Genomic DNA, 24130 nt, shown 5'->3' with positions numbered 1-24130 from the left:
CGACGCCACAAACGTTCGGTCCGGGTCTTTGGAGAGCGTAGCTCAGCTGGTAGAGCAACTGACTTTTAATCAGTAGGTCCAGGGTTCGAACCCCTGCGCTCTCACCAATTACCCCCCGATATTCAGAAGTTTCGAACGCCGTGCCGGCGCCGCTCAGATATCTGTGTTCCCGGCCACCCGATGCTGGCTTGAGGTGAGCTAAACATGCGCGCCAGCGCTTGGAGCAGCATCCCATCCGCGCTACAGTGGTCTAGCCCGCCACTCTTGCACCTGCGGCAATTGTCTGTGGAGCCGCAGTCAGAGTATCGCGGGCAAACCCGGCGGCGGATTTGTATTTCGCCATGAAATCAGCCCTTTCTGCCGCCGGAACGACGTCGTCGATATCATCGAAGTCACCACCAGTGCGGTCGTTGACGATGTTGAGCAGTCCGAATGGCCCCGCGCCACGGTTGCGCAAGATCAGCGCCGAGATCGGCTCGCACAGGTCCGCATTGTAGGCGGCCAGTGCATCGGGCCCGACACCATGGGCCAGGAATTTTGCGCCCAGCGTTCGGGCGTCGACGACAGCCTGGCTCGCACCGTTCGAACCGGTTGGATACATGGCGTGCGCCGCATCCCCCATCAGGACAACGGGCCCATCCACCCAGGTTGGGATCGGATCGCGGTCGATCATCGGATTTTCAAAGGCGATGTCGGCGCCACGGATCATCTCCGGGACGTCCAGCCAGTCATAGGTCCAGCTCTCGAAATGGTGGATGAAATCCTCGACGCCGACCTGGCGAAACCAGCCCACGGTCTCGTGTGCAGACGGGTCATCATAGGTGACCTCGGCAATCCAGTTGACCAGCGCCAGCCCGGTTTCGGGATCGGGATGGGAAATCGGGTAGATCACCATCCGGTGGCGGTGCGTGCCCAACCCGGTGAAGGACGCCCCGGTGCGGATCGGCTTGACACGCGACGTGCCCCGCCACATCACGGCGCCACCCCAGTGGATCGGTGGCTGATCCGGATGCATCTGCGCCCGGATTGCCGAATGGATCCCGTCCGCCCCGATCAGCAGCGCGCCGCTTTCGCGAACCTCTTCGCCTGATGCCGTCTTCAGCGTCACGGTCACGCCGCCTTCGGCGTTCACCTCGTAGCCTGTGGCGCGGCAGCCAACCCGAACGGCATCTTTGCCGGCGAGCTCGACAAAGCGTTTGTAGAGCGCCATGTGAAACGCGCCCCTGTGGACAGCATATTGCGGCCAGTCATAGCCCGCCAGCAGACCGCGCGGCTCGGAATAGATCTCCTGCCCCTTGGTGCTCACGAGCGCCCACTCCTTGATCGGCACCCCGATGGCATCGAGGTCTGCAGCGGTGAAACCAAGGTCGAAAAGTTCGCGGACAGCATTTGGCTGGAGATTGATGCCAACGCCTAGCGGCTTTAATTCCCTGACCGCTTCAAACACCACGCACTCGACGCCGATCTGGTGCAATGTCAGCGCAAGTGAAAGCCCACCAATGCCGCCACCGGCGATCATCACCCTTTTATCGGTCATTTCGAACAGCTCCTCCCACTCGTCTCGTCGCATTCCTCAGACGGTTCCAATAGCCAAATTGAACAATCATGTCGACCGAGCCTAAAGGACCAACAGGAATGAATGCAGAAGTGTCAGCTTGAGACAGCGCTGGGGGTGATCCTGAAGCCAGGACGAACCCTCGATAGGGCGCTTGACTGGCGACCTTGATACTGGCCCCCCAACGCTGCGTCAGCCATGGGGCTCGTAAAAGTCTGACGTCTTCTGCCGCCCCGCGAGCCACCAGCCCGATTGGCGCGGCCAGGTCTCGAATGTGGTATCGTAGCCAAGGTCGCGCGCCGCATGCAGCGCCCAATTGGGATCGACAAGCGCCTCGCGACCAATCGCGATCAGGTCAGCCCGGCCGTCAGCCAATATGGCCTCTGCCTGCTGCGGATGAGTAATCAGGCCCACCGCCATCGTTGTCATGTCCGCTTCCTTGCGAACCCGCTCGGCATAGCCGACCTGAAAACCGGGTTGCCGCTTCTGGCTTCCGCTGGCGGTCGCTGCGCCCGCGATGCCGCTCGATGAACAGTCCATCACGTCAACACCGATGCGCTTGAGTTCGCCGGCCAGCACAACGGTGTCATCCAGCGACCAGCCTTCGGGCGTGCCGTCGACGGCGGATGTGCGGAAGAACAGCGGCAGATGGTCGGGCCAGATAGACCGCACCCGTTCGGCAATTTCGAGTGCAAGCCGCATGCGTCCCTTCAGGCTGCCGCCATACTCGTCGGTGCGCTTGTTGGACAGCGGTGAGAGGAAACTGTGTACCAGATAGCCGTGCGCGCCGTGGATTTCGGCAATCTTGTAGCCTGCTTGAAGCGCGCGGCTTGCTGCTGAGGCATAGTCGTCAATCAGCTCGCCGATCTCCGATTTTGTCAGCGCATGCGGCACCGGCCATCCATCCGCCACCGGTAGCTCGGACGGCGCGACAGGCGTCCAGGACATGTCGCCCCGCGCAATATCCGCTTCGTTCAAAGGGCCGTTGCCGAACCAGGGCCGCTGCATGCCACCCTTGCGGCCGGCATGGCCCAGCTGGATTGCCGGGATCGCGCCGTTCCTGAGGGCAAACTGGGCAACCCTTGCATGGCCGGGGATCTGGCTGTCGGCCCACAGTCCGGGGCAGCCATGGGTGATGCGCCCGCGCTTCTGCACTGCCGTGGCTTCCGTGAAGACGATCCCTGCCCCGCCGATGGCAAAGCGGCCGAGATGGGCCAGATGCCAGTCGTCGAGATGTCCATCATGGGCCGAGTACTGGCACATCGGAGAAATCACGACCCTGTTGCGGGTCGAGATCCCGCGCAAAGTCATCGGTTGGAAAAGGTGTGGTGCAGCAGTCATGGGGATTCCCTGTATCGATTGCGCGGAAGCTAGCGCGCTGGGCCAGCAGTGACAATCGATGGCTGCCAGAAATTCGGGTGTGGTCTAACCGCCAGCGATCAACGGCAGCACGAAGAAATCCATTCCCGGCGGGACTTGGCCCACGGCCATCGGGCAGCCATAAACGGCTTCCAGATTATGCGGCGTGAGAACCTCTCGCGGGTCGCCACAGGCATGCACCTGGCCCCGGTTCATCAGCACCACATGATCGGCAAAATGCGCCGTCAGATTGAGATCGTGCAGGATGGCGATGACACCGCCGCCGGCATTGGCATAGCTTCTGGCAATCTGCATGATCTGAAGCTGGTGCTTGATATCGAGGCTCGAAATCGGTTCATCGAGAAACAGACACCGCGGCTGCCCTTCAAATACCGGCTCCCAGACCTGCGTCAGAACCCGCGCCAGCTGAACCCTCTGCTGCTCGCCGCCGGAGAGTTCCTGGTAAAGCCGCCCGCCAAATCCGTTCATGTCGACGGCAGCCAAGGCCTCGTCAATCCGAGAGGGAACATCGACATCCGCATGAACCCCCGCCGTCAGGCCGAGCCGGACCACCTCATGCACGGTGAACGGAAACGACAGATTGGCCGATTGCGGCAGCACTCCGCGAAGGCTTGCAAGATCGAGCGGACGCGCCTTGGCGATATCGACGCCATTGAGATGGACCTCGCCGTCAAACCGGATCTCACCCGTCAGCGCCCGCAACAAGGTGGTCTTGCCCGACCCGTTTGGCCCGATGATCACCGTGAACTGATCTTTCGCAGCCTGCATATCGATACCGTGCAGAATGTCGGCCTTGCCCAGGCGCACACGAATATTTTTTGCTTCCAGCATGTCAGATGTCCATAAGTCCGCGCCTGCGCAGCAGGATCCAGAGAAAGAATGGCGCGCCGATGGTGGCCGTGACAATGCCGATCGGAAGCTCGGCCGGCGCCACGATCTGCCGCGCAATCGCGTCGGCAAACAGCAGCATGATCGCGCCGAGCAGCGCGCAGGCCGGAAGCAGGAAGCGATGATCCGGCCCCATGAACAGGCGCAACAGGTGCGGCACGACAATGCCGACGAAGCCGATCCCGCCCGAGACCGCGACCGATGCCCCTGTCGCAGCCGCGACCATGACGATGGCCACCCGTTTGAACACCTGCACATTGACGCCCAGATGCTGCGCGGTCGCCTCACCCAGCGTCATCGCATTCAGTCCCCGCGCCATGAAGGGTGAAAACAACAAGACAGGAAGTATGATCGGTGCCACGGCAAAGACCTTCAGCCATGTCGCCCCTGCAATCGAGCCCAATCCCCAGAACGTCAGATCCCGCAACTGCGCGTCATCCGCCCAGAAGATCAAAAGCCCGGTAAATGCTCCGGCCATGGCGCCCAGCGCGATGCCGGCAAGCAGCATGGTTGCGACAGACGTCCGGCCATTGCGGGTTGATATCCGGTACAGCGCAAAGGTGAACAGCAACCCACCAAGAAAGGCCGCAAACGGAATGTGATAGATGCCGAACACCGCCGCCACCGGCGCCAGAACACCGCCGCCAAGCACGATGAACATCACCGCGCCCAGACCCGCGCCGGCCGATACGCCGACAATACCGGGATCCGCCAGCGGATTGCGAAACAGCCCCTGCATGGTTGCCCCGGAAACGGCCAGCGACGCACCGATCAATATGCCAAGCAAGGTGCGCGGCATGCGAATATCGACAATGACGACGCGGTCCACAGCGCTGATCAGGCCGTCCTGGCCGGACACAAGCGCCCAGACCACCGAGACCGCCGACGTATCGGTGGCCCCGGAGGCAAGACTGAACAGCGCGGTCAACATGAGCACGATCGCCAGCACAACCAGCATCCTGCGGGCCAGAACCGTCCTGTCGCCGGCAGGCGCGCTCATGGATCGGTACGCAGTAGCGTCGTGACTAATGCTCATCGCCATAAAACGCTTCTGCCAGTTGAGTGATCGCCTCCCCTGTGCGCGGCCCAAAACCAAGCAATAACAGCCCGTCCATGCGGATGATCCTGCCGTTCTTGACCGCCGGAGTGGTCGAAAGCGCCGGATGCTCTTCAAGCAACGCGTTGATCGCATTGTGATCCGCAGATTCCCCGCGACCGTTCATCATCAGGATCACGTCCGGCGCAGCATTGATCACCGCTTCATTGCTGATTTGCTTGTAGCCTTCGAATTCCGTGATGACATTCTCGCCACCAGCAAGTTCGATGATGCTATTTGCCGACGTGTTGGAGCCCGACGTGTTGATCTTGTCGTCCGTGAGTGCCAGCACGAACATCACCTTCTGCTTGCGTTCGATGCCAGCCAGATGGTCCCGGGCTTCAGCGATATCGCTCGCAACCTTCTTTCTCAGGGCATCCCCCTTGTCGGAAACCCCCAGTTCGGCGGCAATGATCGATATGTTTTCGTCAATGCCTTCAAGTGTGAAGTCATCCGGTACATCGACCCAGCGCACACCTGTGCTCTTGAGCACCTCGACCGCTTCGGGCGGGCCATTGTTCTCGCGTGCCAGAATAAGATCCGGCTTGACCGACAAGACGCCTTCGGGCGAAAGGGCACGAATATAGCCGACATCCGGCAATTCTGTCGCTTCCGGCGGGTAACTGGAGGTGGAATCGCGGCCTACCAACCGGTCCTGTTCGCCTAGCGCGTAGACGATTTCGGTCACCGCGCCGCCAATGGCCAGGACTCTTTGCGCCTTGGCATCTTCTGCCGCTGCCACGGCGGATGTCAGTGGCAAAGACCCTATCGCTGTTGATACCGCCAAAGCCAGTCCGGCCACAAGTACGGTTCGGCGAACTATGCCCGTCACCCGTTGGTGCAGTGTATTGCTCATTGTGCCGGCTCCATATCTGCCAGAACCTCGGCACGCGGCAGTGCGTGGACCACGCCATCCCACTGCGAGACACTTTCGGAGACATCGCCGCCGCGCCGATCTCCATTGATCAGGATGACCTGTTCATCGCGATCATCAAAGATCTCGATGGAGAAGATGTCGCCGCTCTTCGTGGGCTTCCGCACAAGCCAGATCGCCTTGAACTGATCCTTTCGGAGGTGCAAGTGGAAACCGGTGTCCAGCACGTTGAGCCATGGCCCTACCTGCTTGATGTTGGTCACAGGGCCGGAGTGAATTTGCAAGATGCCCGGGTTGCGGACAAAGGCCATGATCGGAACCTGCAGCACGGACAGCTGCTCGAACAGAATGTCGGCGGCATTGTCAGCGAGCCTGGTTGCGAAATCGCTGCCGACAAGACGAATGGCCTGATGACGCGAGATCCCGGTCTTGCGCAGCATCGCCTGAAATTGATGGGTATCTTCCATCGTTGCCCAGATCTCCCTGAGATCGGCAATCGCTTCCGGCGTCGGTGTTTCCGCAGGCTTTACCGCTGCGGCAGCCTTGAAGGCCGGCCCGGCGTCCGTTTTCTCAAGCCTTGTGCGGATCAGGTTCCATTTATCCAGATCGGTGGCCTCACGGGCAAACACCTTATGAACCGCATTTCCGCGCACATCAAAGAACTGGAAACTGTGCTGTGCCGATCCATTCTCCAGCGTCTTTGAAACGTGGTAGGCGTGACGCCAGTGCTTGGGGAAAATGCGAAGATCAATATCCTTGCCGAGCACCATCGAGGCATGTTTTCCCGACGCAAATTTCTCGTAGACACCCGTCTTCTCATGAACCGCATTGACGTTGCGCGACAACGCCATCACTTCCCCGGCCTCATGCAGCATCGGGAAGAAAACGTCGATGTCCGGCTCTATCCGTTCGACATGTTCGCCGACGAAGGCTTCCAGAAACTGGGCTTCGGATATCCCCAGCTGATTTGCGAGATCGCGTTCGCGCATTTTCGGATTTTCGTTTCGGGCTGCTTTGATAGCTGCTGAATCGGGTAAACTTGTCGTGGTCATTCGCCTGCTCACTTGTTGAGTATCAGTTTGTTTTGTTTGGTAATTTTCAAGAGGTAGACGGCCCCGTCATGTTCGATGGCCACCTCCTTGCGCGCGCCGAACAGCGCCCGAGATTCGATAAACCCGTCAGCGTGTGAAGGCTCGAAGGGGTGCTCTGGCAGACTGTTTTCGGTGGGATTTTTTTCCAAGGTCAACATCCATTTGTTGGCCTGGCTGGCTGTGCGCTGGCTTGGCGAAATCGTCTGTGCGTTTTTAACTTGACTAAAACGCTCCACATTTAGTAATCGGTGTTTCGCATAAGCTGAGTGGAAATGTCAAGTTTGATTTCGACGTCAAATGGGACCGCTTCACCAGCGGGCAAGCAAGCGTGTCGCCAGCCAGCCATTCAACAAAAATTGGATCAGGTAAGGGCGTTATGACTGCTATCAGAACAACAATGACTCGCACTGCAGTGACTTTGGCACTGTGCACAACAACGGCACTTACAGCGGTGCCATCAGCCTCTGCCCAGGAGGAAGCCAAGCCGCAGAACGGCTTCACCCTGCTGCAGCGGCTGGTCCTTGGCGCCGGGCGCGCCAAGGTGGCCACCGACACACCCCAGGCTGTGACCGCACTCGATCAGGCTGATCTTGACGACAAGCAGGCGACCACGGTCACCGATCTTCTCAAGGATATTCCCAACGTCAGTGTCGTCGGTGGTTCCAATCGGGCACTCGGCCAGTCCTTCAACATTCGCGGCATTGGCAAGGGCGAATCCGCATCAGACGAAGGCCGCATTCTCGTCAATGTGGACGGCGTACCGCAGTTTTTCGAGCAGTACCGCATGGGCGGTTTCTTCAATGATCCCGAACTGTTCAAGCGCGTCGAAGTGTTGCGTGGACCGGCCTCGTCGACGCTCTATGGTTCGGGCGCGCTCGGTGGAGTGATCAACTTCACCACCAAGGACGCATCCGACTTTCTCGCAGAAGGCCAGACCGGATCACTCAAGCTCAAGAGCAGCTACGATTCCAACCCGGACGGCTATCTGGGAAGCGCCATTCTTGCCATGCGCCTTGGTGCTTATGCGGAAGTGCTGCTGACCGGAAACTATCGTACGGCAAACGCGTTCCGCGATGGTGATGGCGCAATCGTGCAGGGATCCGAATTCACCACGCCGAACGGTCTGGCCAAGGGCACGTTCTATCTGGATGAAGCCAAAGAGCGCAAAGTGCAGCTGAGCTACAGCCAGTTTACCAGCGACCAGGACAACCAGGCCTATTCGCAGCTGCAGCCGACGGGTGTCTTCGGAACGGTTGACCGCGTGGTCAACAACAAACAGGCGCAAATTTCCTATGAGGATGCCGCGACCGACAACCCGTGGCTCGATCTGAAGCTGACATTGTCCTACAACAACATCACAAACCAGCAGACCAACGCGTCGCTTGGTGGCAACGGTCTCGGTCAGGATTCAACCTACGGGTATGAGAGTTACCAGTTTCTCGGTCAGAACACGTTCGAGTGGACCGGCGACACGTTCGAGAACTACCTGACGGTCGGTGGCCAGCTGATCCAGCAGAACCGGACAACCGGCACTGCCACGCCTCTCGGGCATCACCCGGAAGGAACCGATTTCCAGGCCGGGTTCTTCGTTCAGAACGAATTCATCTGGAATGACAAGCTGACGCTGATCCCCGGGGTCCGGTTGGATTACCAGCGGCTCAGCGGTGCCGACTCGGTCGGCACGCTGACAGGCAACCAGGTTCCTGACGACAAGACCGATACGGCCTTCTCTCCCAAGCTCGCAGCACTTTACAAGTTCACGGACAATTTCTCGGTCTTCGGCTCCTATGCCCATACCGAGAGGTTTCCATCCCTCGACGAAATCTACTCCAATGATTACGGCGCGGGCGTCACGCCAAACTACAGCCTTGGCCTGAGGAAGGAAAAGTCCAACAACTACGAAATGGGCTTTGTCGTCTCCACCACGGACCTGATGCAGGCAGGCGACAGTTTCGACTTCAAGACCACCGCCTTCTACAACAAGATCGATGATCTCATCGTTCGTCAGCGCAACAAGTATCCGCAATACATCAATGTCGGCAGGGCAGAAATCTACGGTGTCGAGTTCGAGGCAGGCTACGAAAGCAACAATTTCTTCGCCGATGCAGGCCTCGGCCTGACGGTCGGAACCGATCTCACCAACAACGCAGCCCTGACCGAAGTTGCACCGGCTGAAGTCAACATCGGTGCCGGCTACCGCTTGCCTGATCGGGGACTGACATTCGGCTGGGAAGGCCGCTTCGTCTTCGCCGAAACGCAGGTCCCCGTCCCGGCGGCAACGACCACGGATTTTGCTGCCGAAGCTCTGAAGCGCCGGGCCTTCAACACCCATGACGTCTACATCAACTGGCGGCCGGACCAGGACAGCCAGTTCAAGGGCTGGGAGGCTTCGTTCCGGGTCGAAAACGTCTTCGACACCAAGTACCGGGACTTCCTGTCCAATGACAACGGCAAGGGCCGGACCTTCAAGGTCACGCTTGCCAAGCAGTTCGGCTGGTAACAACCAAGGAGACTGAAAATGGCAATCGTAAGCCCCAAACTTGCAATTCTGACGCTCTGTGTGGGGCTTTCGGTTGCCGCCACTGCCGTGCATTCGGAAGACCACAGCCAGCCCAAGCTTTCCATCGATCTCAATGCGCTGGAACAGGTCGACCAGGCCTGCCGGCTGGTGTTCGTTGCAACCAACGCCACCGGTACATCGATAGATGAAATGGCGCTTGAAACCGTGCTTTTTGACGCCGCAGGCACGGTCAATCGCTTTGCGCTTTTCGACTTCCAGGCCCTGCCTGATGGCAAGACACGGGTTCGCCAGTTTGATCTGCCCGACACGCGGTGCGGCGACATCGGGCGTGTCCTCATCAATGGCGCAGCATCCTGCAAGGGACAAGCGCTTAAGGGCACCGAATGCATCGAGCGGCTTGAGCTCAAGAGTTCCTCAAAAACGGAGATTGTCGGATGAACTTCATTGCAAACCCCTTCGCCCGCATTCAGCAGTTCATCGATATCGGTGGTCCGGTCGTTGTCCTGCTGCTGGGGCTGTCGGTGGTCGCCGTGGCGACTGCACTGTTCAAGCTCTGGCAATTCAAGGCTCTCAGGCTCGGCACCGACGAAGCCGTCAGGTCTATCGCATCGCTGGCGGTCCGCCTCAAGCGCCAGTATGGCGATCGGGATGTCTCTCGCAGCGATCTCGAAGATGTGCTCGCCGTCAGCGCCAACGCCCATATCAAGACGCTCCAGCGCGGTTTCCGCGTTCTCGACACCATTGCGCAGATCGCACCGCTGATCGGGTTGTTCGGTACAGTGCTCGGGATGATCACCGCATTTCAGGCCTTGCAGCAGTCTGGCAACAGCGTTGACCCCTCAGTGCTGGCCGGCGGCATCTGGGTGGCCCTGCTGACGACCGCGGTCGGCCTTGCCGTTGCCATGCCCACAAGCATAGCGCTCACCTATTTCGAAAGCCGGGTCGAGCGGCATCAGATCGCCATTGAAACAGCCGTAACCCGTATTCTCAATCCCCTCGCCCAGATGGCTTTTGACGAGCCGCGCGGGCAAGCTTCCAGGACAGGCGCATGGCCTGTGCCCGCTGATGCGGCTTGAGGTTTCAGGACCGAGACGACGTCAGTTTTCGATGACGTCGCTCATCGACGTGATCTTTCTGCTGTTGCTGTTTTTCATGCTCAGTTCAACGTTTTCCAGATTTTCCGACGTAGAACTGGGTGCATCCGGCGGCCAGAGCACAAGTGCTCAGGCAAGCGTGCCGGCGTTTCTGAAGCTGACCGGTAACCGTGTGCTGCTCAATGGCGTCGAGTTTGGAAAGGACGCGCTTGCCATTGAGATCGAGCGGTTGAAAACATCAGCCCAGGTCAACGCGATCATACTGTCCGTCGACGAAACCGCCGATTCCCAGCAACTTGTCGACATGTTGCTGGTCTTGCGGAAGTCGCCCGATATCAATGTGCAAATCGTAAGGTAGGCCGACTGATGCGAATAGTTCCGACATCGCCGCCCCGGTCCAAGCCCGAACCGACAATCACGCTCATCAACATTGTCTTCCTGATGTTGATTTTTTTCATTGTCGCCGCCCAGATCGCGCCGCCGCTCGACAGCGAACTCAAGCTGGTGTCGACCGCCGATCTGGAGAACCAGAAGCCGCCGGACGCGCTCGTCATCATGCCGGACGGCCTGATGAAATACCGTGGCGCGCTGATCACCCCTGCGCATTACGTGACAATCAAACAGGAATCCGCACCGGACGACCTGAAGGAAATTCGTCTTGTTCCCGATCGGAAACTCTCAGCAGTGAAACTCATTGATATCGGCAACGAACTGCGCAGCCTGGGCGCCGAAAAGATCATGCTCGTCACCGAGCAGGGAATGAACCCGTGATAAAACCCGCGTCCAGACTGCGCTTCGCAGCTGTTGCCGCATTGCTTGCATCATCCCTGCTGCATGTCGGTGCGATAGCGATCGCGCCAAAGTTCGAAGTGGATGTCCAGATTGAAGGCAGCGACAGCGACCAGGTAGCGGCCTTGGGCAGTAATTTTGCCGATCTTGTCAAAGCCGGTGACCGGCTTGATCCGGTTGAGACCGAGGACAGTGCAGTCGCGACACCGCCTACAGAAAGTCTGCCGACCCAACCTGTCGAAGCGCCCAGTGATGCTGCAAAGCCGGTAACTCCTGTCACCTCCAGCACAGTCTCCCAGCCCCGGTTCAAGATCACGCCTGCGCAATCTGAAAGCCTGGTGCCTTCGGCACCTGCGGAAACAACGGATCCGGTCAAGCCAGGGCTCGCTGCGGCCCAGCCGCCAGCTCAACAGCCTGAGAGAGTGGAGTCGGAAACGGCTGATGCTCAGATCAAGCCTGTTAAACCCGCAGAAACCGTGACTCCGGTCGAAAAGCCCAAACCCACCCCAAAGCCCATCGCCAAGCCAAAAAACAAGAAGCCGGAGCAGCCAAGGAAATCCAGCGCCGGAAGCAGCAAGTCCAAATCGAAAGTTTCCAACAAGTCCGGATCCCAGGATGGAAAGATCGAAGCCAGGGCCGCATCCAGCGGCAAGAGCAAATCGAACCCAAAGTCCACGGCCTCCGGCAACGCCGCAGCCTCGAACTATCCCGGCAAGGTGTACGCCAAGATCGCCAGGACAAGGCAGCGAAATGCAGGCGGACGAGGCGTCGCCCATGTGAAATTTAATGTCACATCCAGCGGGCAGGCTGTAAGCATTTCAGTCGCCAGAAGCTCCGGCAATGCAAGGATTGATCGCGCTGCAGTTGCGCATGTCAAACGCGCCGCGCCGTTTCCGAAACCACCAGCGGGCGCCCAGACCCGCTTTGTCATTCCCATCGAATTCAGGAGATAGCCAGACGCATCACACACAAACCACCGACCGCTTCCTAAGTCACAAAACAGCAGGCGAAAGCTTTGTAAGCAGGACTGAGACAAGTGATTTTAATCTGGAATCGTTACGTCAATTGCCTGAAAACAAACAAAATGAGGTGGTTCCACCATTCCGCCATCAACATTTGCCGAGAAGCAATATCCTCTCGGTGCCAGACATACCAACACGATTTGATACCAAGGAGATCTACCAATGTTTATCGCCATGAACCGCTTCATCATCAACGAAGGCCATGAAACCGCTTTTGAAGACGTCTGGCGCAATCGCGATTCCAGCTTGAAGGAGGTCGCGGGCTTTCAGTCATTTCACCTGCTGAAAGGACCGAAAAACAAGGAAACCGGGCAGACACTCTATGCATCGCACACAGTCTGGGAGACCCACGAGAACTTTGTCGACTGGACCCATTCCGAGAATTTCCGCAATGCCCACAAGAACGCGGGCAATAACAAGGGAATGTATGCAGGCCACCCGAATTTCGAAGGATTCGAAGCGGTTCTCGACGCCTGATTTCGCGGCTGTGTAAACAATAGAAACATCTGACCCAATGGCCGGGAGCTTTGTTTGCCCGGCCATTTTGATCTCTTGCAAGGTTTCAGTCTCTGGAAGCCGGAGCACTGATTGTAATCGGAATGAATAACCGACAATGCCCTCTATTGCGGGACCAAATCGACCCGAAGTCACAATCTACCAGCATTAACCCCTCACTATCGAGCAAATATCTAAACGCTTAATTAGCATCCGTACGGCAAAATTCGTACTCAACTGTCTGCGGCTAAGTGAGGGCCAATCCATGAAGCCAAAGAATTACATGATTACGCAGCACGGTGAGGAGATAAAGGACAAGAGGCGCGTCTACCCTCGCCGCGATGCAAATTGTCCGGTTATCGCCCTTGTTCGCCAACGTGAACGTGAAGAGACGGTCAGTGTTCCGTGCTGGCTCGTAAATCTATGCGAGGACGGCTGCCTTCTCACCTCGGATTATTTTCCGCACAAGGTCGAGGACGTGCAACTGACTATCCCCGGCGTGAAATCCAAAGTTCGCGGTAAAGCCAGATCACAAGGCAAATTCACGATCAACGTCAAGTTTTCAAAGCTTCTCAATACCGAAGTTGTCAACATGATCGGGCGCATCAAGACAATTCCCAAGCCCTGAGCATCGGTTGCAGCTGATATCCTGTCTTCTCTGAAAACCGGCAATCAACGGCGTCACTCTTCCACTCGCCGCACTGACCCATGCCAGCCAACCAAACTAGCCAATCAAGCCAGCCACTCGTCAAGCTTTGCTAACCGCACATCTGCCATCAGCCTCAGAAAGCCGTCGGCCTGGTGCTGCGCTGTCGCCTCACCCTTTTCTGCCGTTGCCAGTGCTGCTTCTCCAACCGCTCCGGCTGGATTGAGATCGCTGGCAATCCAGCCAAAGGCATGGGTTCCGGTATGCCGCAGCAGCTCGAACGCATTTTCCGCGCGCGTGACCGCCGAGACAAAGTTCTCGGCCTTGTCAAAGGCCACCAGCTCAGGCCGGAAATGCAGCATCAGCGACGTTTCCACATCGCCTCCGTGGATGCCGTAGGACGTCTCCGTCTTGCTGTAGAGCCCATCAGGCAGACCGAAGCGCATCCAGGAAGTCTTGACCGCCAGCATCCGGGCCCGAACGCGAAGCTCGCGCGCGACAATGCCAATCACCTCTTCATTGCCACCATGCGAATTGACCAGCACAACCTTGCGGACGCCGGCGCGGGCGATCGAATGCCCCAATTCCACCCAGTGATCGATCAGGGTGGTTGCGGGAATCGTCAGCGTACCAGGCGCATGCAGATGCTCGTTGGATTTTCCGACCGACTGGATCGGCAGGATCCTGATGTCGAGATCGTCGGGCGTTTGCTTGATGACCGTCTCAAGCATGCCAAGCATGATTGAGCTGTCGGTCGAAACCGGAAGATGCGGCCCGTGCTGCTCGATGGCAGCGATCGGAAGCACTGCGATTGTCCGTTCGGGATCAAGTCCGTCGAACTCGCGCGTTGTGAAGTCGCCCCACCAGATTTTGCGTGCCATCGTCATTATCCTTGAGATTTCATTCCGGCGCAGCGGCAATGATTTCAATTTCCACCTTGAAGGCCTCGCGCGCGAAACCCGACACGATCATCAATGTCGAGGCCGGCGCCGGATCACCAAACAATCTGTCGCGTACCTTCATGTAACCGGGCAAATGAGCCCGATCCGTGACATAGGCGTTGATCCTTACGATATCCGTGAGTTTCATGCCTGCCGCCTCCAGCACTGCCGCGATATTCTCGAAAACCAATTCCGTCTGCGCCTCAGCTGTCTCCGGAATCTCGTCTTCGACCGTGATCGACAATTGCCCCGAGCAGAGCATCAGGCGATAGCCCGGAGGCACTTCCACACCATGGCTGTAGCGGGCAAACGGGGCCCTGATTGAATTCGGCGTATGGTGCTTCATGGCAAATGTCTCTGTGCTGATCTGGATCCGTGCCCATTAAACCCACAAAGTTTTCTCAGTCTATTCCAAACCGCTTCAGAATGGTCCAATCTGAATGCAGCACGTCAATCGAAGGCGAAAATTTGGGCAGCTTGTTCACGCACGATGCAGTTTTGGCAAATGCGAAAGCGTACCTTCACGGGAATCACCGACTGGCTCGCGCCCGCCCCTTGTGGCATGGCGCTTGCAGGAATGGTGAGTTGGCAAAATCAAAGGGGTGATTCGAAACCCCGTTCAAAACAAAGGGATGGTGTATATGACGCTTCTTCTTCGCTCCTCGGCCGCTGTAGCCGTTATTCTGGCCTTCGGTGCACAGGCATCCGCAGCTGAAAAAGTCACGTTTGGAACGAACTGGCTGGCACAACCCGAGCACGGCGGCTTTTATCAATCCGTTGCCGATGGCACCTATGCCGCATGCGGCCTCGACGTGACCATCGCCCAGGGCGGCCCGCAGGTGAACAACCGCGCGCTTCTGCTTGCAGGAAAGATCGAGTTCCACATGGGTGGCAACATGCTCGAAGCCTTCTCTGCAGTCGAACAGAACATCCCGGTCAAGGTGGTAGCTGCTTCGTTCCAGAAGGAGCCGCAGGTTCTCATGACCCATCCCGGTCAGGGCCTCGACACCTGGGAAGAGCTCAAGAACGCAGAGCAGTTCATCCTGGGCGACGCCGGCTTCCAGAGCTACTACCAGTGGATGGTCACAGAGTTCGGTTTTGACGCCTCAAAGCGTGTTCCCTACACCTTCAACCCGGCTCCCTTCATCGCCAATCCGAAGTCAGCGCAACAGGGCTACATCACATCCGAGCCTTTTGCCGTTGAGCGCGAAGGCGGTTTCAAGCCCAATCTTTTCCTTGTCGCAGACTTTGGCTTTGACACCTACTCGACCACGATTGAGACCATGCAGGCAACGATCGATAGCATGCCGGAAGCGGTAAAATGCTTTGTCGAAGGCTCCAACAAAGGCTGGTACAATTACCTTTACGGTGACAACACGGCCGCCAATGCCATGATTCAGAAAGACAATCCGGACATGACCGACGAGCAGATCGCGTTCTCGATCGAAAAGCTCAAGGAATATGGCATTGTCGATTCCGGCGATACCGAAACCATGGGTATTGGCGCGATGACTGATGAGCGCATCGCCAGCTTCTACGACAAGATGGTCAAGGCTGGGGTGGTCAAGGACGGCATCGACATCAAGGCCTCTTACACGCTTGATTATGTCAACGCCGGCGTCGGGCTCGACCTGAAGAAATAAGACACTGATCCGCCCGGATGACATTCATCCGGGCGGTTTTTTGATGATGCAAGACGACCATCTGGATACCCATGCCCGACCGGACAAGCCCCTTTCTGATCCTGCAATCGATCGGCAAGACCTTTGCATCAGGCGTCACCGCGCTTGAGAAGGTCAACCTCACAGTCAACGAAGGCGACTTCATGAGCCTTCTCGGCCCTTCGGGATGCGGTAAATCAACCGCTCTCAGGATCATCGCCGGACTGTCTTCGCCCACCTCGGGCGTGGTCGACTGGCGCGGGCCGCCGCTGCAGCAAAACGACATCGGTTTTGTTTTCCAGGAGCCGACCCTGCTGCCCTGGGCCAGCGTTTATGACAATGTCTGGCTGCCCCTGCGGCTGAGGGGTGTCTCACGAAAGCAGGCTGAGCCGCAGATCGCCGAGGTGCTCGAACGGGTGCACCTGACAGGCTTTGAGAATGCGGTGCCGCGTGAGCTCTCCGGGGGCATGAAGATGCGCGTTTCCATCGCCCGCGGGCTGGTGACCAGACCACGCATGCTCTTGATGGATGAGCCATTTGCAGCTTTGGACGAGATCACCCGGTTCAAACTCAACAACGATCTGCTCGAACTTTGGCAGGAACGCAGGTTCACCGTGCTGTTCGTCACCCATTCGGTCTTCGAAAGTGTTTTCCTGTCCAACCGGATCACTGTGATGGCGGCTCATCCGGGCCGGGTGTTTGAAGAGCTCACGATTGATGCGCCCTACCCGCGCGATGCGGCATTCAGAACGTCGGCGCACTACGCCGAACTCTGCCGCAATACATCCGATACGCTGTCACGCGCCATGGGGCTGGAGGCTGACGATGTCGTCCATTGAACCAAGTCAAGCGGTTATCATTGACGCCGATGAAGTGCGCCGTGAGCGCAGCCGCAAAATGGAGCGCACCGGGCGCTGGCTGTTGCCGCTCATGATCATGGCGGTCGCCGTGATCTTCTGGGATCGCATCTGCGTCTGGAACGAGATCCCGCAATATATCCTGCCGCGTCCGGGAGTTGTCCTCAACACGCTCATTCAGGACGCCAGCCTTCTGTTTTCCTCGCTGCTGGTCACCTTGCGGATCACCGTCTTGTCGCTGGCGCTCGCGGTGTTCGGCGGCGTAGGGCTCTCGGTGCTCTTCACCCAGTCACGCTGGATCGAGATGAGCCTGTTTCCTTTCGCCATCGTGCTGCAGGTCACACCCATTGTGGCGATCTTTCCGCTGATCAACATCTATGTTGATGACCAGACCACCAAACTGCTGCTGTGTGCCTGGATTGTCGCCTTCTTCCCGATCCTGTCCAACACCACGCTGGGGCTCAATTCGGTCGACCGCAACCTGATCGACTATTTCAAGCTCAATGGCGCCAGCCGCTGGCAAACGCTGTGGCATCTCCGCCTTCCGGCTGCGATGCCCTATTTCCTTGGCGGATTGAAGATCGCAGGCGGCCTGGCGCTGATCGGTGCAGTGGTCGCCGAATTCGTCGCCGGCAGCGCCGGCCAGTCTTCCGGCCTTGCGTCCCGCATCATCGAAGCCGGCTACCGGCTCAATGCACCGCGTCTCTTCGCAGCCCTGATCCTGATTTCGCTGACCGGCATTATCATCTTCCTGGCTCTTTCCTGGATTTCCCACCTCGTTCTTCGCCGTTGGCATGAGAGCGCGCTCAAACAGGAGCAGTGAGTGACACCGCGTTCCATCACCCTGCCCGCTTCGGGCGCATTCTCACTGGTCAATCTCAGGCTGCACCGGGCCCATCTGGCTCAAACCGAAGGCATGGTGTTTGACACCGAGGGTTTCGGCCTTGCCGAGGTCGATATTGCAGACGGCACAATTACTGGCATCCGCACACCGGGCAGCAACCAGGCCGGCGCCGATACTGTCGATTGTCATGGCGGCATTGTTTTCCCGGCTTTCGTCGATTGCCATACCCATATCGACAAGGGCCATATCTGGGGTCGGAAACCAAACCCGAATGGCAGCTTCCCGGGCGCACTGACAGCTGTGGGCGAAGATCGAAAGGCCCGCTGGTCAGCCGAAGATGTAGAACGGCGCATGGAGTTTTCACTCAATTGTGCCTATGCCCATGGCACCAAGGCGCTTCGAACCCATCTCGATTCCGTCCCACCGCAGGAAGATATCTCCTGGCCGGTTTTCGACACCGTCCGGGAGCGCTGGAAAGGCCGTATCGAATTGCAGGCAGCGTGTCTCTTCGGCGTTGATGAAGCGCGCGACGAAGCCTGGTTCAACCGCCTGGCCGATCTCGTTGCCCGCCACAACGGCGTTCTTGGAGCGGTTACCTATATGGTGTCCGATATCGATGCGCTGCTCGACCGCATGTTCGTCAAGGCCATGGATCTCGGGCTGGATCTGGATTTCCATGCCGATGAGACAGATGATGTGGGCGCCATCTCGCTCGACCGCATTGCCGACGCAGCCCTGCGTCACAGCTTCGAGGGCAAGATCCTTGTCGGTCATTGCTGCTCACTGGCAAGGCAACCGGATGACAAGGTCAAGTCAACGCTCGACAAGGTCGCCCGTGCCGGCCTGTCCGTCGTCTCGCTGCCAATGTGCAACATGTATCTTCAGGATCGTCGCTCGGACGCAACAACACCGCGTTGGCGCGGCGTGACGCTTCTGCACGAAATGGCAGAGCGCGGCATCAATGTCTGTGTCGCCTCCGACAACACCCGTGATCCGTTTTACGCTTACGGCGATCTCGATGTGCTTGAGGTCTACCGCGAAGCCACCCGGATCGTGCATTTCGACCATCCCGTGGGCGCCTGGCCGGCGACAGTTGCCGGCAATCCTGCACGCGCCATGGGGCTTGCCGATACCGGCGTCCTCAGCGTTGGCGGCACGGCCGATCTCGTGCTGTTTCGTGGCCGCAGCCTGACTGAACTTCTCTCCCGCCCTGAAAGCCGCCGAACACTTATCCGCCATGGAAAGCTCATTGACGCGACTGTCCCAGACTATTCCGAACTTGACGATTTGATGGAGCCTTGAGCCATGGACATGACCGCATTGATTGCCGATCTGGACGGCATACGCATTGAAGAGAATGACAAGATCATCCAGCAGAAGAGCCGGGATTTCTACTGGTATTCGCCCGTGCTCAAGCGCCAGCTTGACCATATCACCGGCGACCTTGTGGCTTCGCCCAGGACCGAAGACGAACTGATCCGCATTCTCAAGGCCTGCTACCGTCATGATGTGCCGGTTACACCGCGCGGCACAGGTACCGGCAATTATGGCCAGGCAATGCCCCTGTCCGGCGGTCTGGTGCTGAGCCTTGCCGATATGAACGAGATCAAGGAGATTTCGCCCGGTCGCGTGATCTGCGGGCCCGGCGTCATCTGCTCGGATCTCGACAAGGCCGCGCGTGCTGCTTCCGGCCAGGAGATGCGGATGCATCCCTCAACCGCCCACACGGCAACTGTCGGCGGCTTCATCGCCGGCGGCTCCGGCGGCGTCGGCTCGATTTCCTGGGGCGGATTGCGCGATTTTGGCAACATCATCCGCCTGCGCGTCGTCACCATGGAAGAAGAGCCGCAGGTGCTGGAACTCACCGGCGAGGATTTGCACAAGGTCACCCACGCCTATGGCACCAACGGCATTATCACCGAAATCGAATTGCCGCTGGCGCCCGCCTATGACTGGGTCGATGCCATTGTCGGGTTTGACAGTTTTGACGAGGCGACAATCTACGCCAATGCACTCGCCCGCCTGGATGGTATTCTGACCAAACTGGTGACCGTCGTGGCAGCCCCCTGCCCGTTTGATTATTTCAAGCGCCACCAGAAATTCATCCGCGAAGGCCAGAGCGTTGTTCTGGTCATGGTCGCCCCGCACAGCCACGATGCCTTCAAGGCGTTCACAGCGCGGCACAGCGGCGAAATCGTCTTCGACGCCACCACCGCAGGCGATCTCAAGGGATTGCCGCCGGTGTTTGAACTCGCCTGGAACCACACCACCTTGCGGGCGCTGCGCGTTGATCCGGCCTGGACCTATCTGCAGTCTCTCTACCCCTTCCCCAACCAGCTCGAGCTGACCTCAAAGATGGACCGGATGTTCCCGGGCGAGATGATCTCCCATCTCGAGTTTGTCCGCTTCGATGGCGACATCACCTGTTTCGGCCTGCCGCTGATCCGCTTCACCACCGAGGAACGTCTCGACGAAATCATCGATCTGCACAACGCCAATGGCTGCCCGATCTTCAATCCGCACCGCTTCACGCTTGAAGAAGGCGGCATGAAGCAGACCGACGACATCCAGCTTGCATTCAAACGCCAGGCCGACCCGAAGGGCCTGCTCAATCCTGGCAAGATGATTGCCTGGGATGACCCGGATTATGATTTCGAGGCGGGAAAGGTCTGGTTGTTCAAGGGCCTGAAACAGGCCAGCTGAGGCAATCGAAATGCATATTCTCGTGGTCCACGCCCACCCTGTTGCCTCAAGCTTCAATGCAAACCTGTTTCGCATGGCCGTAGACAGGCTGCGCAAGAACGACCATCAGGTCGATGTCATCGATCTTTACAAGGACGGCTTCAACCCCGTGATGAGTGAAGACGAGCGGTCGAATTATCACGATCCGGAGATCAACCGGAAGCCGGTCGAAGATTATGTCGAGCGCCTGCTCAAGGCCGAGGCGCTGGTGCTGGTCTATCCGGTCTGGAACTACGGATTTCCGGCCATCCTGAAAGGCTGGTTCGACCGTGTGTTCCTGCCCGGCGTCTCGTTCGGTCTCGTCAACGGCAAGGTCCGTCCGACACTGCACAATATTGGCAAGATCATTGTCGTGACCTCCTATGGCGGCTCGCGCTTCCGCTCCTGGCTGATGGGCGATCCACCGCGCAAGATTGCCAACCGGATGCTCCGGGCCACCATCAGGCCCGGAGCTCCCGTCAAATATCTTGCTCACTATGAAATGAACCTTTCCACCGACAAGACGCGCCATGATTTCATGGCCCAGGTGGAAAGCGCTCTGGATAAGATCTGATGCGTATTCTTCTCGTCTATTGCCACCCGGTCCCCGAAAGCTTTTGCGCAAGCGTCCGCGACACGGCCATCCGCGCCCTCACCAAAGCCGGTCACGAGGTCGATCTTCTCGATCTTTACGCCGAAGGCTTCGACCCGGTGATGTCGGCCGATGAACGCCGTCATTACAATGAAATGAAGCTGGCGGACCATCCGTTCCCGGATCACGCCGAACGGCTGCAGGCGGCGGAAGGCTTGTTGTTCGTCTATCCGACCTGGTGGTACGGGCTGCCGGCCATGCTCAAGGGCTGGCTTGACCGGGTCTGGACCCCGGATCTGACCTTCCGAATTCCCGATGGCCCCGGCCCGATCGAACCGCTGATGACGCACATCAATCTTCTGGGAGTCATCACCACCTGCGGCGCACCACGCTGGTGGTCCTATGTCGTCGCTCATCCCGGCAAGCGCACGATCCTGCGCGGCATGCGCGCGCTGTGCGGCAAAAGCTGCAAGCGGCTGTTCATGGCACACTACATGATGGACAAGTCGACGCTCGAAACGCGGGGCAACTATCTCGCCGCTGTCGAAAAACGTCTCGCGCGGCTCTGACGCCGGCTAAAAATTGTTCTTGTCCGGATGCGCATTGGCAAAAGCCGGCAACGCGTCGCAGGCCGTACGGATTGCCTGAATGCGTTTGAGCCCGGAAATATCCGCACCCCAGCGCTCGGCATTGTAGACCTGCGGGATCAGGCAGATATCGGCCAGTCCCGGCCTGTCGCCGTGACAGAACCGGCCGGTGCCCCCATGATCAAGCAGTTTCTCGAACGCTTCCATCCCGGCGCTGATGAAGTGCCGCATCCAGTCGACCCGCGCCGCATCGCCGCCCGCAGTGATTTCCATCACATGGGCCACCACCGACATGTTGCAGACCGGATGAATGTCCATCGCGATGCTGTCGGCCAGTGCCCGCACCCGCGCCCGTCCGGCGGCATCATCGGGCAGCAACTGCACGCCCCGGGTCTCGATCACATACTCGATGATGGCGAGCGACTGGGTCAGCATCAGCCCGTCGATTTCCAGCGCCGGAACCTGCCCTTGCGGATTTCTGGCCAGGTGCTCGGTGCCCTTGTGCGCCTTGGAGAGCAGATTTACCACCACCGGCTTGTAGTCGATGCCGGCCAGATTGAGCGCGATGCGCACCCGGTAGCTCGCCGAAGAACGCCAGTAGTCATAAAGAACAGGCGTTTCCATCATTTCAATCCTGTTTTTCCAGCGCCGCAGCCGCGAGCGCTTCGGAAAGCACCGCCCGATCGCCGATATGGTTTGCCAAAAGCAGGATCAGTCGCGCATTGAGCGCATCGCTCTCGGCCTTGCTGCGCCCCTCGTGAACCGAAAGCAACTCGGCATAGAATTCGTCCGGAGCCTCGATATTGGCCTTGGTGTTGAGTGCCGCCATCACCTATCTCCCGATTGCCTTGAGCAGCGCCACACGCACTGCCGTCTCGTCATAATGGTCCCAGCGTGACGCGACATGCTGATCAGGCCGTACCAGGTAAACCGCCTTTTGGGCTTCTCCGAGATACCGCTGCTTCAGGTATCCCTCGGCATCATCCGATGTCGACAAGGCCAATCGATTCAGTGCCACGCCCGAGACTTCAAGTGTGTCCGGCGCGTCCTCGTCGATGGTCAGCAGGTGAAACCCTGTTTTCAGTTGATCGAGCAGCCACCCGCCCGGCACCGGAGCATCCACCATCGGTGAGCCAGGACGCGTACGCTCGGGCATCGCAGCGCAGTCATCGCTGTTGAGCGGCGAGCCGTCATAGGTGCACGGAACCGACAGGCGTCCGGAATTGACCATCGGCCGGGTCGCCTCGTATCGCTCGGACAGATCCAGCACGGCATCGCGGAAGATGCGGCTGATCTCGGATTTCGGCGTGATGAAATCGGTCGAGCGCGAGGAATTGAGAATGTTCTCCTCGGCCCCATGCACCCGCTCGGCATCGTAACTCTTTATTAACGTAAGCGGTGACGTACCATCAAGAATGAGCTTCAGCTTCCAGGCCAGATTGTCCGCATCCTGCAGCCCGGAGTTTGCCCCGCGCGCGCCAAAAGGCGAAACCTGATGCGCGGAATCGCCGGCAAAGATCACCCGCCCCTCGTGGAACCGGTCCATCCTCCGGCACTGGAAGGTGTAGATCGAGCTCCATTCCAGCTCATAGCTGATCTCTTCGCCCAGCATCGCCCTCAGCCGCCGGTCGATGTTCTCGCGCTTGAGCTCTTCCGTGCGGTCAATGTCCCAGCCAAGCTGGAAGTCGATGCGCCAGACATTGTCGGGCTGCTTGTGCAAAAGGGCGGATTGCCCCCGGTTGAACGGCGGGTCGAACCAGAACCAGCGCTCGGTCGGAAACTTCGCTTCCATCACCACATCGGCAATCAGGAAGTTATCCTCGAACACCCGGCCGAGAAAATCGAGACCCATCATCGTGCGGATCGGTGACGCGGCCCCGTCGCAGGCGACCACCCAGTCGGCCTTGATCTGGTATGGTCCCTCAGGCGTGCTTATCGTCAGCTCCGCGCCGCCCTCGTCCTGCGACACTTCCACAACCTTGCTGCCGCCGCGCAGCTCGATCGGCTTGCCTTGCCGCTGCAGCTCCCGGGCGCGCTCAACCAGATACTGCTCCAGATAATATTGCTGCAGATTGATGAAGGCCGGGCGCTTGTGGCCCTGTTCGGGCAGCAGGTTGAAGCCGAAGACCTGGCGCTCGTCGAAATAGACCTTGCCCAGATTCCAGATCACACCCTTGTCGACCATCGGGTCACCACAACCAAGCCGGTCGAGAATCTCGAGCGGCCGCTTGGCAAAGCAGATCGCGCGCGACCCCCAAGAGACCTTGTCGTTTTCGTCGATGACGACAACCGGCACATCCTGCATCGCAAGATCGATCGCCAGCGCCAGCCCCACAGGCCCGGCGCCGACCACCACGACGGGATGGCGCACCGGTGCGGCGGCATCCTGGTCTGCAGACCGTTGATAGGGATAAAGCGGAACTTCAAATACCTTGCCCATGAAACCTCCCGGACATCAGGGGGCGGACCATGCCGC

General features: G+C 58.7%; 27 protein-coding genes and 1 tRNA gene. 16 read left to right on the top strand and 12 right to left on the bottom strand.

Annotated elements, in window-relative coordinates; all coding sequences use genetic code 11:
- The first annotated feature begins 31 nt into the window (after window positions 1-31).
- Window positions 32-107, top strand: a tRNA-Lys gene (locus tag WNZ14_RS13975).
- Between the two features lie 143 nt (window positions 108-250).
- Here the strand turns inward: WNZ14_RS13975 and WNZ14_RS13970 are convergent.
- From WNZ14_RS13970 to WNZ14_RS13940, 7 genes are all read right to left on the bottom strand, one after another.
- A complete protein-coding gene (locus WNZ14_RS13970) occupies window positions 251-1537 on the bottom strand; it encodes a flavin-dependent oxidoreductase (RefSeq protein ID WP_342869255.1) in 1287 nt (428 codons plus the stop codon).
- 210 nt (window positions 1538-1747) lie between these two features.
- Window positions 1748-2896, bottom strand: a complete 1149-nt coding sequence (locus WNZ14_RS13965; RefSeq protein ID WP_342869254.1) for an NADH:flavin oxidoreductase/NADH oxidase — start codon at window positions 2894-2896, stop codon at window positions 1748-1750.
- A gap of 84 nt (window positions 2897-2980) precedes the next feature.
- Window positions 2981-3766, bottom strand: coding sequence for a heme ABC transporter ATP-binding protein (locus WNZ14_RS13960; protein ID WP_342869253.1), 786 nt, complete (start codon window positions 3764-3766; stop codon window positions 2981-2983).
- Between the two features lies 1 nt (window position 3767).
- Entirely contained in the window at window positions 3768-4823 is a 1056-nt protein-coding gene (locus WNZ14_RS13955; protein WP_342869252.1) for an iron ABC transporter permease, read from the bottom strand.
- Between the two features lie 25 nt (window positions 4824-4848).
- Entirely contained in the window at window positions 4849-5775 is a 927-nt protein-coding gene (locus tag WNZ14_RS13950) for an ABC transporter substrate-binding protein (protein ID WP_342869251.1), read from the bottom strand.
- Complete coding sequence (locus WNZ14_RS13945) at window positions 5772-6782, bottom strand: ChuX/HutX family heme-like substrate-binding protein (protein ID WP_342869250.1); 1011 nt, start codon at window positions 6780-6782, stop codon at window positions 5772-5774. The genes WNZ14_RS13950 and WNZ14_RS13945 overlap by 4 nt, the downstream gene beginning before the upstream one ends.
- Window positions 6783-6853: 71 nt before the next feature.
- A complete protein-coding gene (locus WNZ14_RS13940) occupies window positions 6854-7120 on the bottom strand; it encodes a hemin uptake protein HemP (RefSeq protein WP_342869249.1) in 267 nt (88 codons plus the stop codon).
- Between the two features lie 161 nt (window positions 7121-7281).
- Between WNZ14_RS13940 and WNZ14_RS13935 the strand changes: the two genes are divergently transcribed.
- The 8 genes from WNZ14_RS13935 (at window position 7282) to WNZ14_RS13900 (ending at window position 13433) form a co-directional block, all read left to right on the top strand.
- Window positions 7282-9384 (top strand): TonB-dependent hemoglobin/transferrin/lactoferrin family receptor, encoded by a 2103-nt coding sequence (locus WNZ14_RS13935; RefSeq protein ID WP_342869248.1) that lies wholly within the window; start codon window positions 7282-7284, stop codon window positions 9382-9384.
- Between the two features lie 18 nt (window positions 9385-9402).
- Window positions 9403-9843 (top strand): hypothetical protein, encoded by a 441-nt coding sequence (locus tag WNZ14_RS13930; RefSeq protein WP_342869247.1) that lies wholly within the window; start codon window positions 9403-9405, stop codon window positions 9841-9843.
- Entirely contained in the window at window positions 9840-10481 is a 642-nt protein-coding gene (locus WNZ14_RS13925) for a MotA/TolQ/ExbB proton channel family protein (RefSeq protein ID WP_342869246.1), read from the top strand. The genes WNZ14_RS13930 and WNZ14_RS13925 overlap by 4 nt, the downstream gene beginning before the upstream one ends.
- A 31-nt stretch (window positions 10482-10512) precedes the next feature.
- Entirely contained in the window at window positions 10513-10857 is a 345-nt protein-coding gene (locus WNZ14_RS13920) for a biopolymer transporter ExbD (protein ID WP_342869245.1), read from the top strand.
- 8 nt (window positions 10858-10865) lie between these two features.
- Window positions 10866-11270: a biopolymer transporter ExbD gene (locus tag WNZ14_RS13915; protein WP_342869244.1), complete on the top strand. Its 405-nt coding sequence runs from the start codon at window positions 10866-10868 to the stop codon at window positions 11268-11270.
- Complete coding sequence (locus tag WNZ14_RS13910) at window positions 11267-12241, top strand: TonB family protein (protein WP_342869243.1); 975 nt, start codon at window positions 11267-11269, stop codon at window positions 12239-12241. Before WNZ14_RS13915 ends, WNZ14_RS13910 begins: the two co-directional genes overlap by 4 nt.
- Before the next feature lie 231 nt (window positions 12242-12472).
- Window positions 12473-12787, top strand: coding sequence for an antibiotic biosynthesis monooxygenase (locus tag WNZ14_RS13905; protein ID WP_342869242.1), 315 nt, complete (start codon window positions 12473-12475; stop codon window positions 12785-12787).
- 283 nt (window positions 12788-13070) lie between these two features.
- The gene (locus WNZ14_RS13900) at window positions 13071-13433 is read left to right on the top strand and encodes a hypothetical protein (protein ID WP_342869241.1); all 363 of its coding nucleotides are present in this window, start codon (window positions 13071-13073) and stop codon (window positions 13431-13433) included.
- Window positions 13434-13537: 104 nt separating this feature from the next.
- Here WNZ14_RS13900 and WNZ14_RS13895 read toward each other — a convergent pair whose 3' ends face one another.
- A complete protein-coding gene (locus tag WNZ14_RS13895) occupies window positions 13538-14338 on the bottom strand; it encodes a creatininase family protein (protein WP_342869240.1) in 801 nt (266 codons plus the stop codon).
- A gap of 13 nt (window positions 14339-14351) precedes the next feature.
- Window positions 14352-14738: a RidA family protein gene (locus WNZ14_RS13890; protein ID WP_342869239.1), complete on the bottom strand. Its 387-nt coding sequence runs from the start codon at window positions 14736-14738 to the stop codon at window positions 14352-14354.
- 286 nt (window positions 14739-15024) lie between these two features.
- Here WNZ14_RS13890 and WNZ14_RS13885 point away from each other — a divergent pair, with 286 nt between their 5' ends.
- The 7 genes from WNZ14_RS13885 (at window position 15025) to WNZ14_RS13855 (ending at window position 21636) form a co-directional block, all read left to right on the top strand.
- A complete protein-coding gene (locus tag WNZ14_RS13885) occupies window positions 15025-16035 on the top strand; it encodes an ABC transporter substrate-binding protein (RefSeq protein ID WP_342869238.1) in 1011 nt (336 codons plus the stop codon).
- A 71-nt stretch (window positions 16036-16106) separates the two neighbouring features.
- Window positions 16107-16892: an ABC transporter ATP-binding protein gene (locus WNZ14_RS13880; protein WP_342869237.1), complete on the top strand. Its 786-nt coding sequence runs from the start codon at window positions 16107-16109 to the stop codon at window positions 16890-16892.
- Window positions 16879-17733, top strand: a complete 855-nt coding sequence (locus WNZ14_RS13875) for an ABC transporter permease (protein ID WP_342869236.1) — start codon at window positions 16879-16881, stop codon at window positions 17731-17733. Before WNZ14_RS13880 ends, WNZ14_RS13875 begins: the two co-directional genes overlap by 14 nt.
- Window positions 17734-19056 (top strand): cytosine deaminase, encoded by a 1323-nt coding sequence (locus tag WNZ14_RS13870; RefSeq protein WP_342869235.1) that lies wholly within the window; start codon window positions 17734-17736, stop codon window positions 19054-19056.
- A 3-nt stretch (window positions 19057-19059) separates the two neighbouring features.
- Window positions 19060-20457 carry an FAD-binding oxidoreductase gene (locus WNZ14_RS13865; RefSeq protein ID WP_342869234.1) on the top strand — a complete coding sequence of 466 codons (1398 nt, stop codon included), beginning with the start codon at window positions 19060-19062 and terminating at the stop codon, window positions 20455-20457.
- Between the two features lie 10 nt (window positions 20458-20467).
- A complete protein-coding gene (locus tag WNZ14_RS13860; protein WP_342869233.1) occupies window positions 20468-21049 on the top strand; it encodes an NAD(P)H-dependent oxidoreductase in 582 nt (193 codons plus the stop codon).
- On the top strand, window positions 21049-21636 hold the full coding sequence (locus tag WNZ14_RS13855) for an NAD(P)H-dependent oxidoreductase (RefSeq protein ID WP_342869232.1): 588 nt from the start codon (window positions 21049-21051) through the stop codon (window positions 21634-21636). Before WNZ14_RS13860 ends, WNZ14_RS13855 begins: the two co-directional genes overlap by 1 nt.
- Window positions 21637-21642: 6 nt before the next feature.
- On the opposite strand, the gene maiA is transcribed toward WNZ14_RS13855, so the two are convergent.
- From maiA to WNZ14_RS13840, 3 genes are read right to left on the bottom strand one after another with little or no spacing between them, the layout of a single operon-like run.
- Window positions 21643-22278, bottom strand: a complete 636-nt coding sequence (gene maiA, locus WNZ14_RS13850; protein ID WP_342869231.1) for a maleylacetoacetate isomerase — start codon at window positions 22276-22278, stop codon at window positions 21643-21645.
- A gap of 4 nt (window positions 22279-22282) precedes the next feature.
- Window positions 22283-22483: a DUF2783 domain-containing protein gene (locus tag WNZ14_RS13845; RefSeq protein ID WP_342869230.1), complete on the bottom strand. Its 201-nt coding sequence runs from the start codon at window positions 22481-22483 to the stop codon at window positions 22283-22285.
- A 3-nt stretch (window positions 22484-22486) separates the two neighbouring features.
- Window positions 22487-24094 carry an FAD-dependent oxidoreductase gene (locus WNZ14_RS13840; protein WP_342869229.1) on the bottom strand — a complete coding sequence of 536 codons (1608 nt, stop codon included), beginning with the start codon at window positions 24092-24094 and terminating at the stop codon, window positions 22487-22489.
- Window positions 24095-24130: the final 36 nt, after the last annotated feature.

It is taken from the genome of Hoeflea sp. AS60 (assembly GCF_038900115.1).
In the GTDB taxonomy this organism is placed as follows: domain Bacteria; phylum Pseudomonadota; class Alphaproteobacteria; order Rhizobiales; family Rhizobiaceae; genus Hoeflea.
This window is presented reverse-complemented; position numbering and strand designations above follow the sequence as displayed.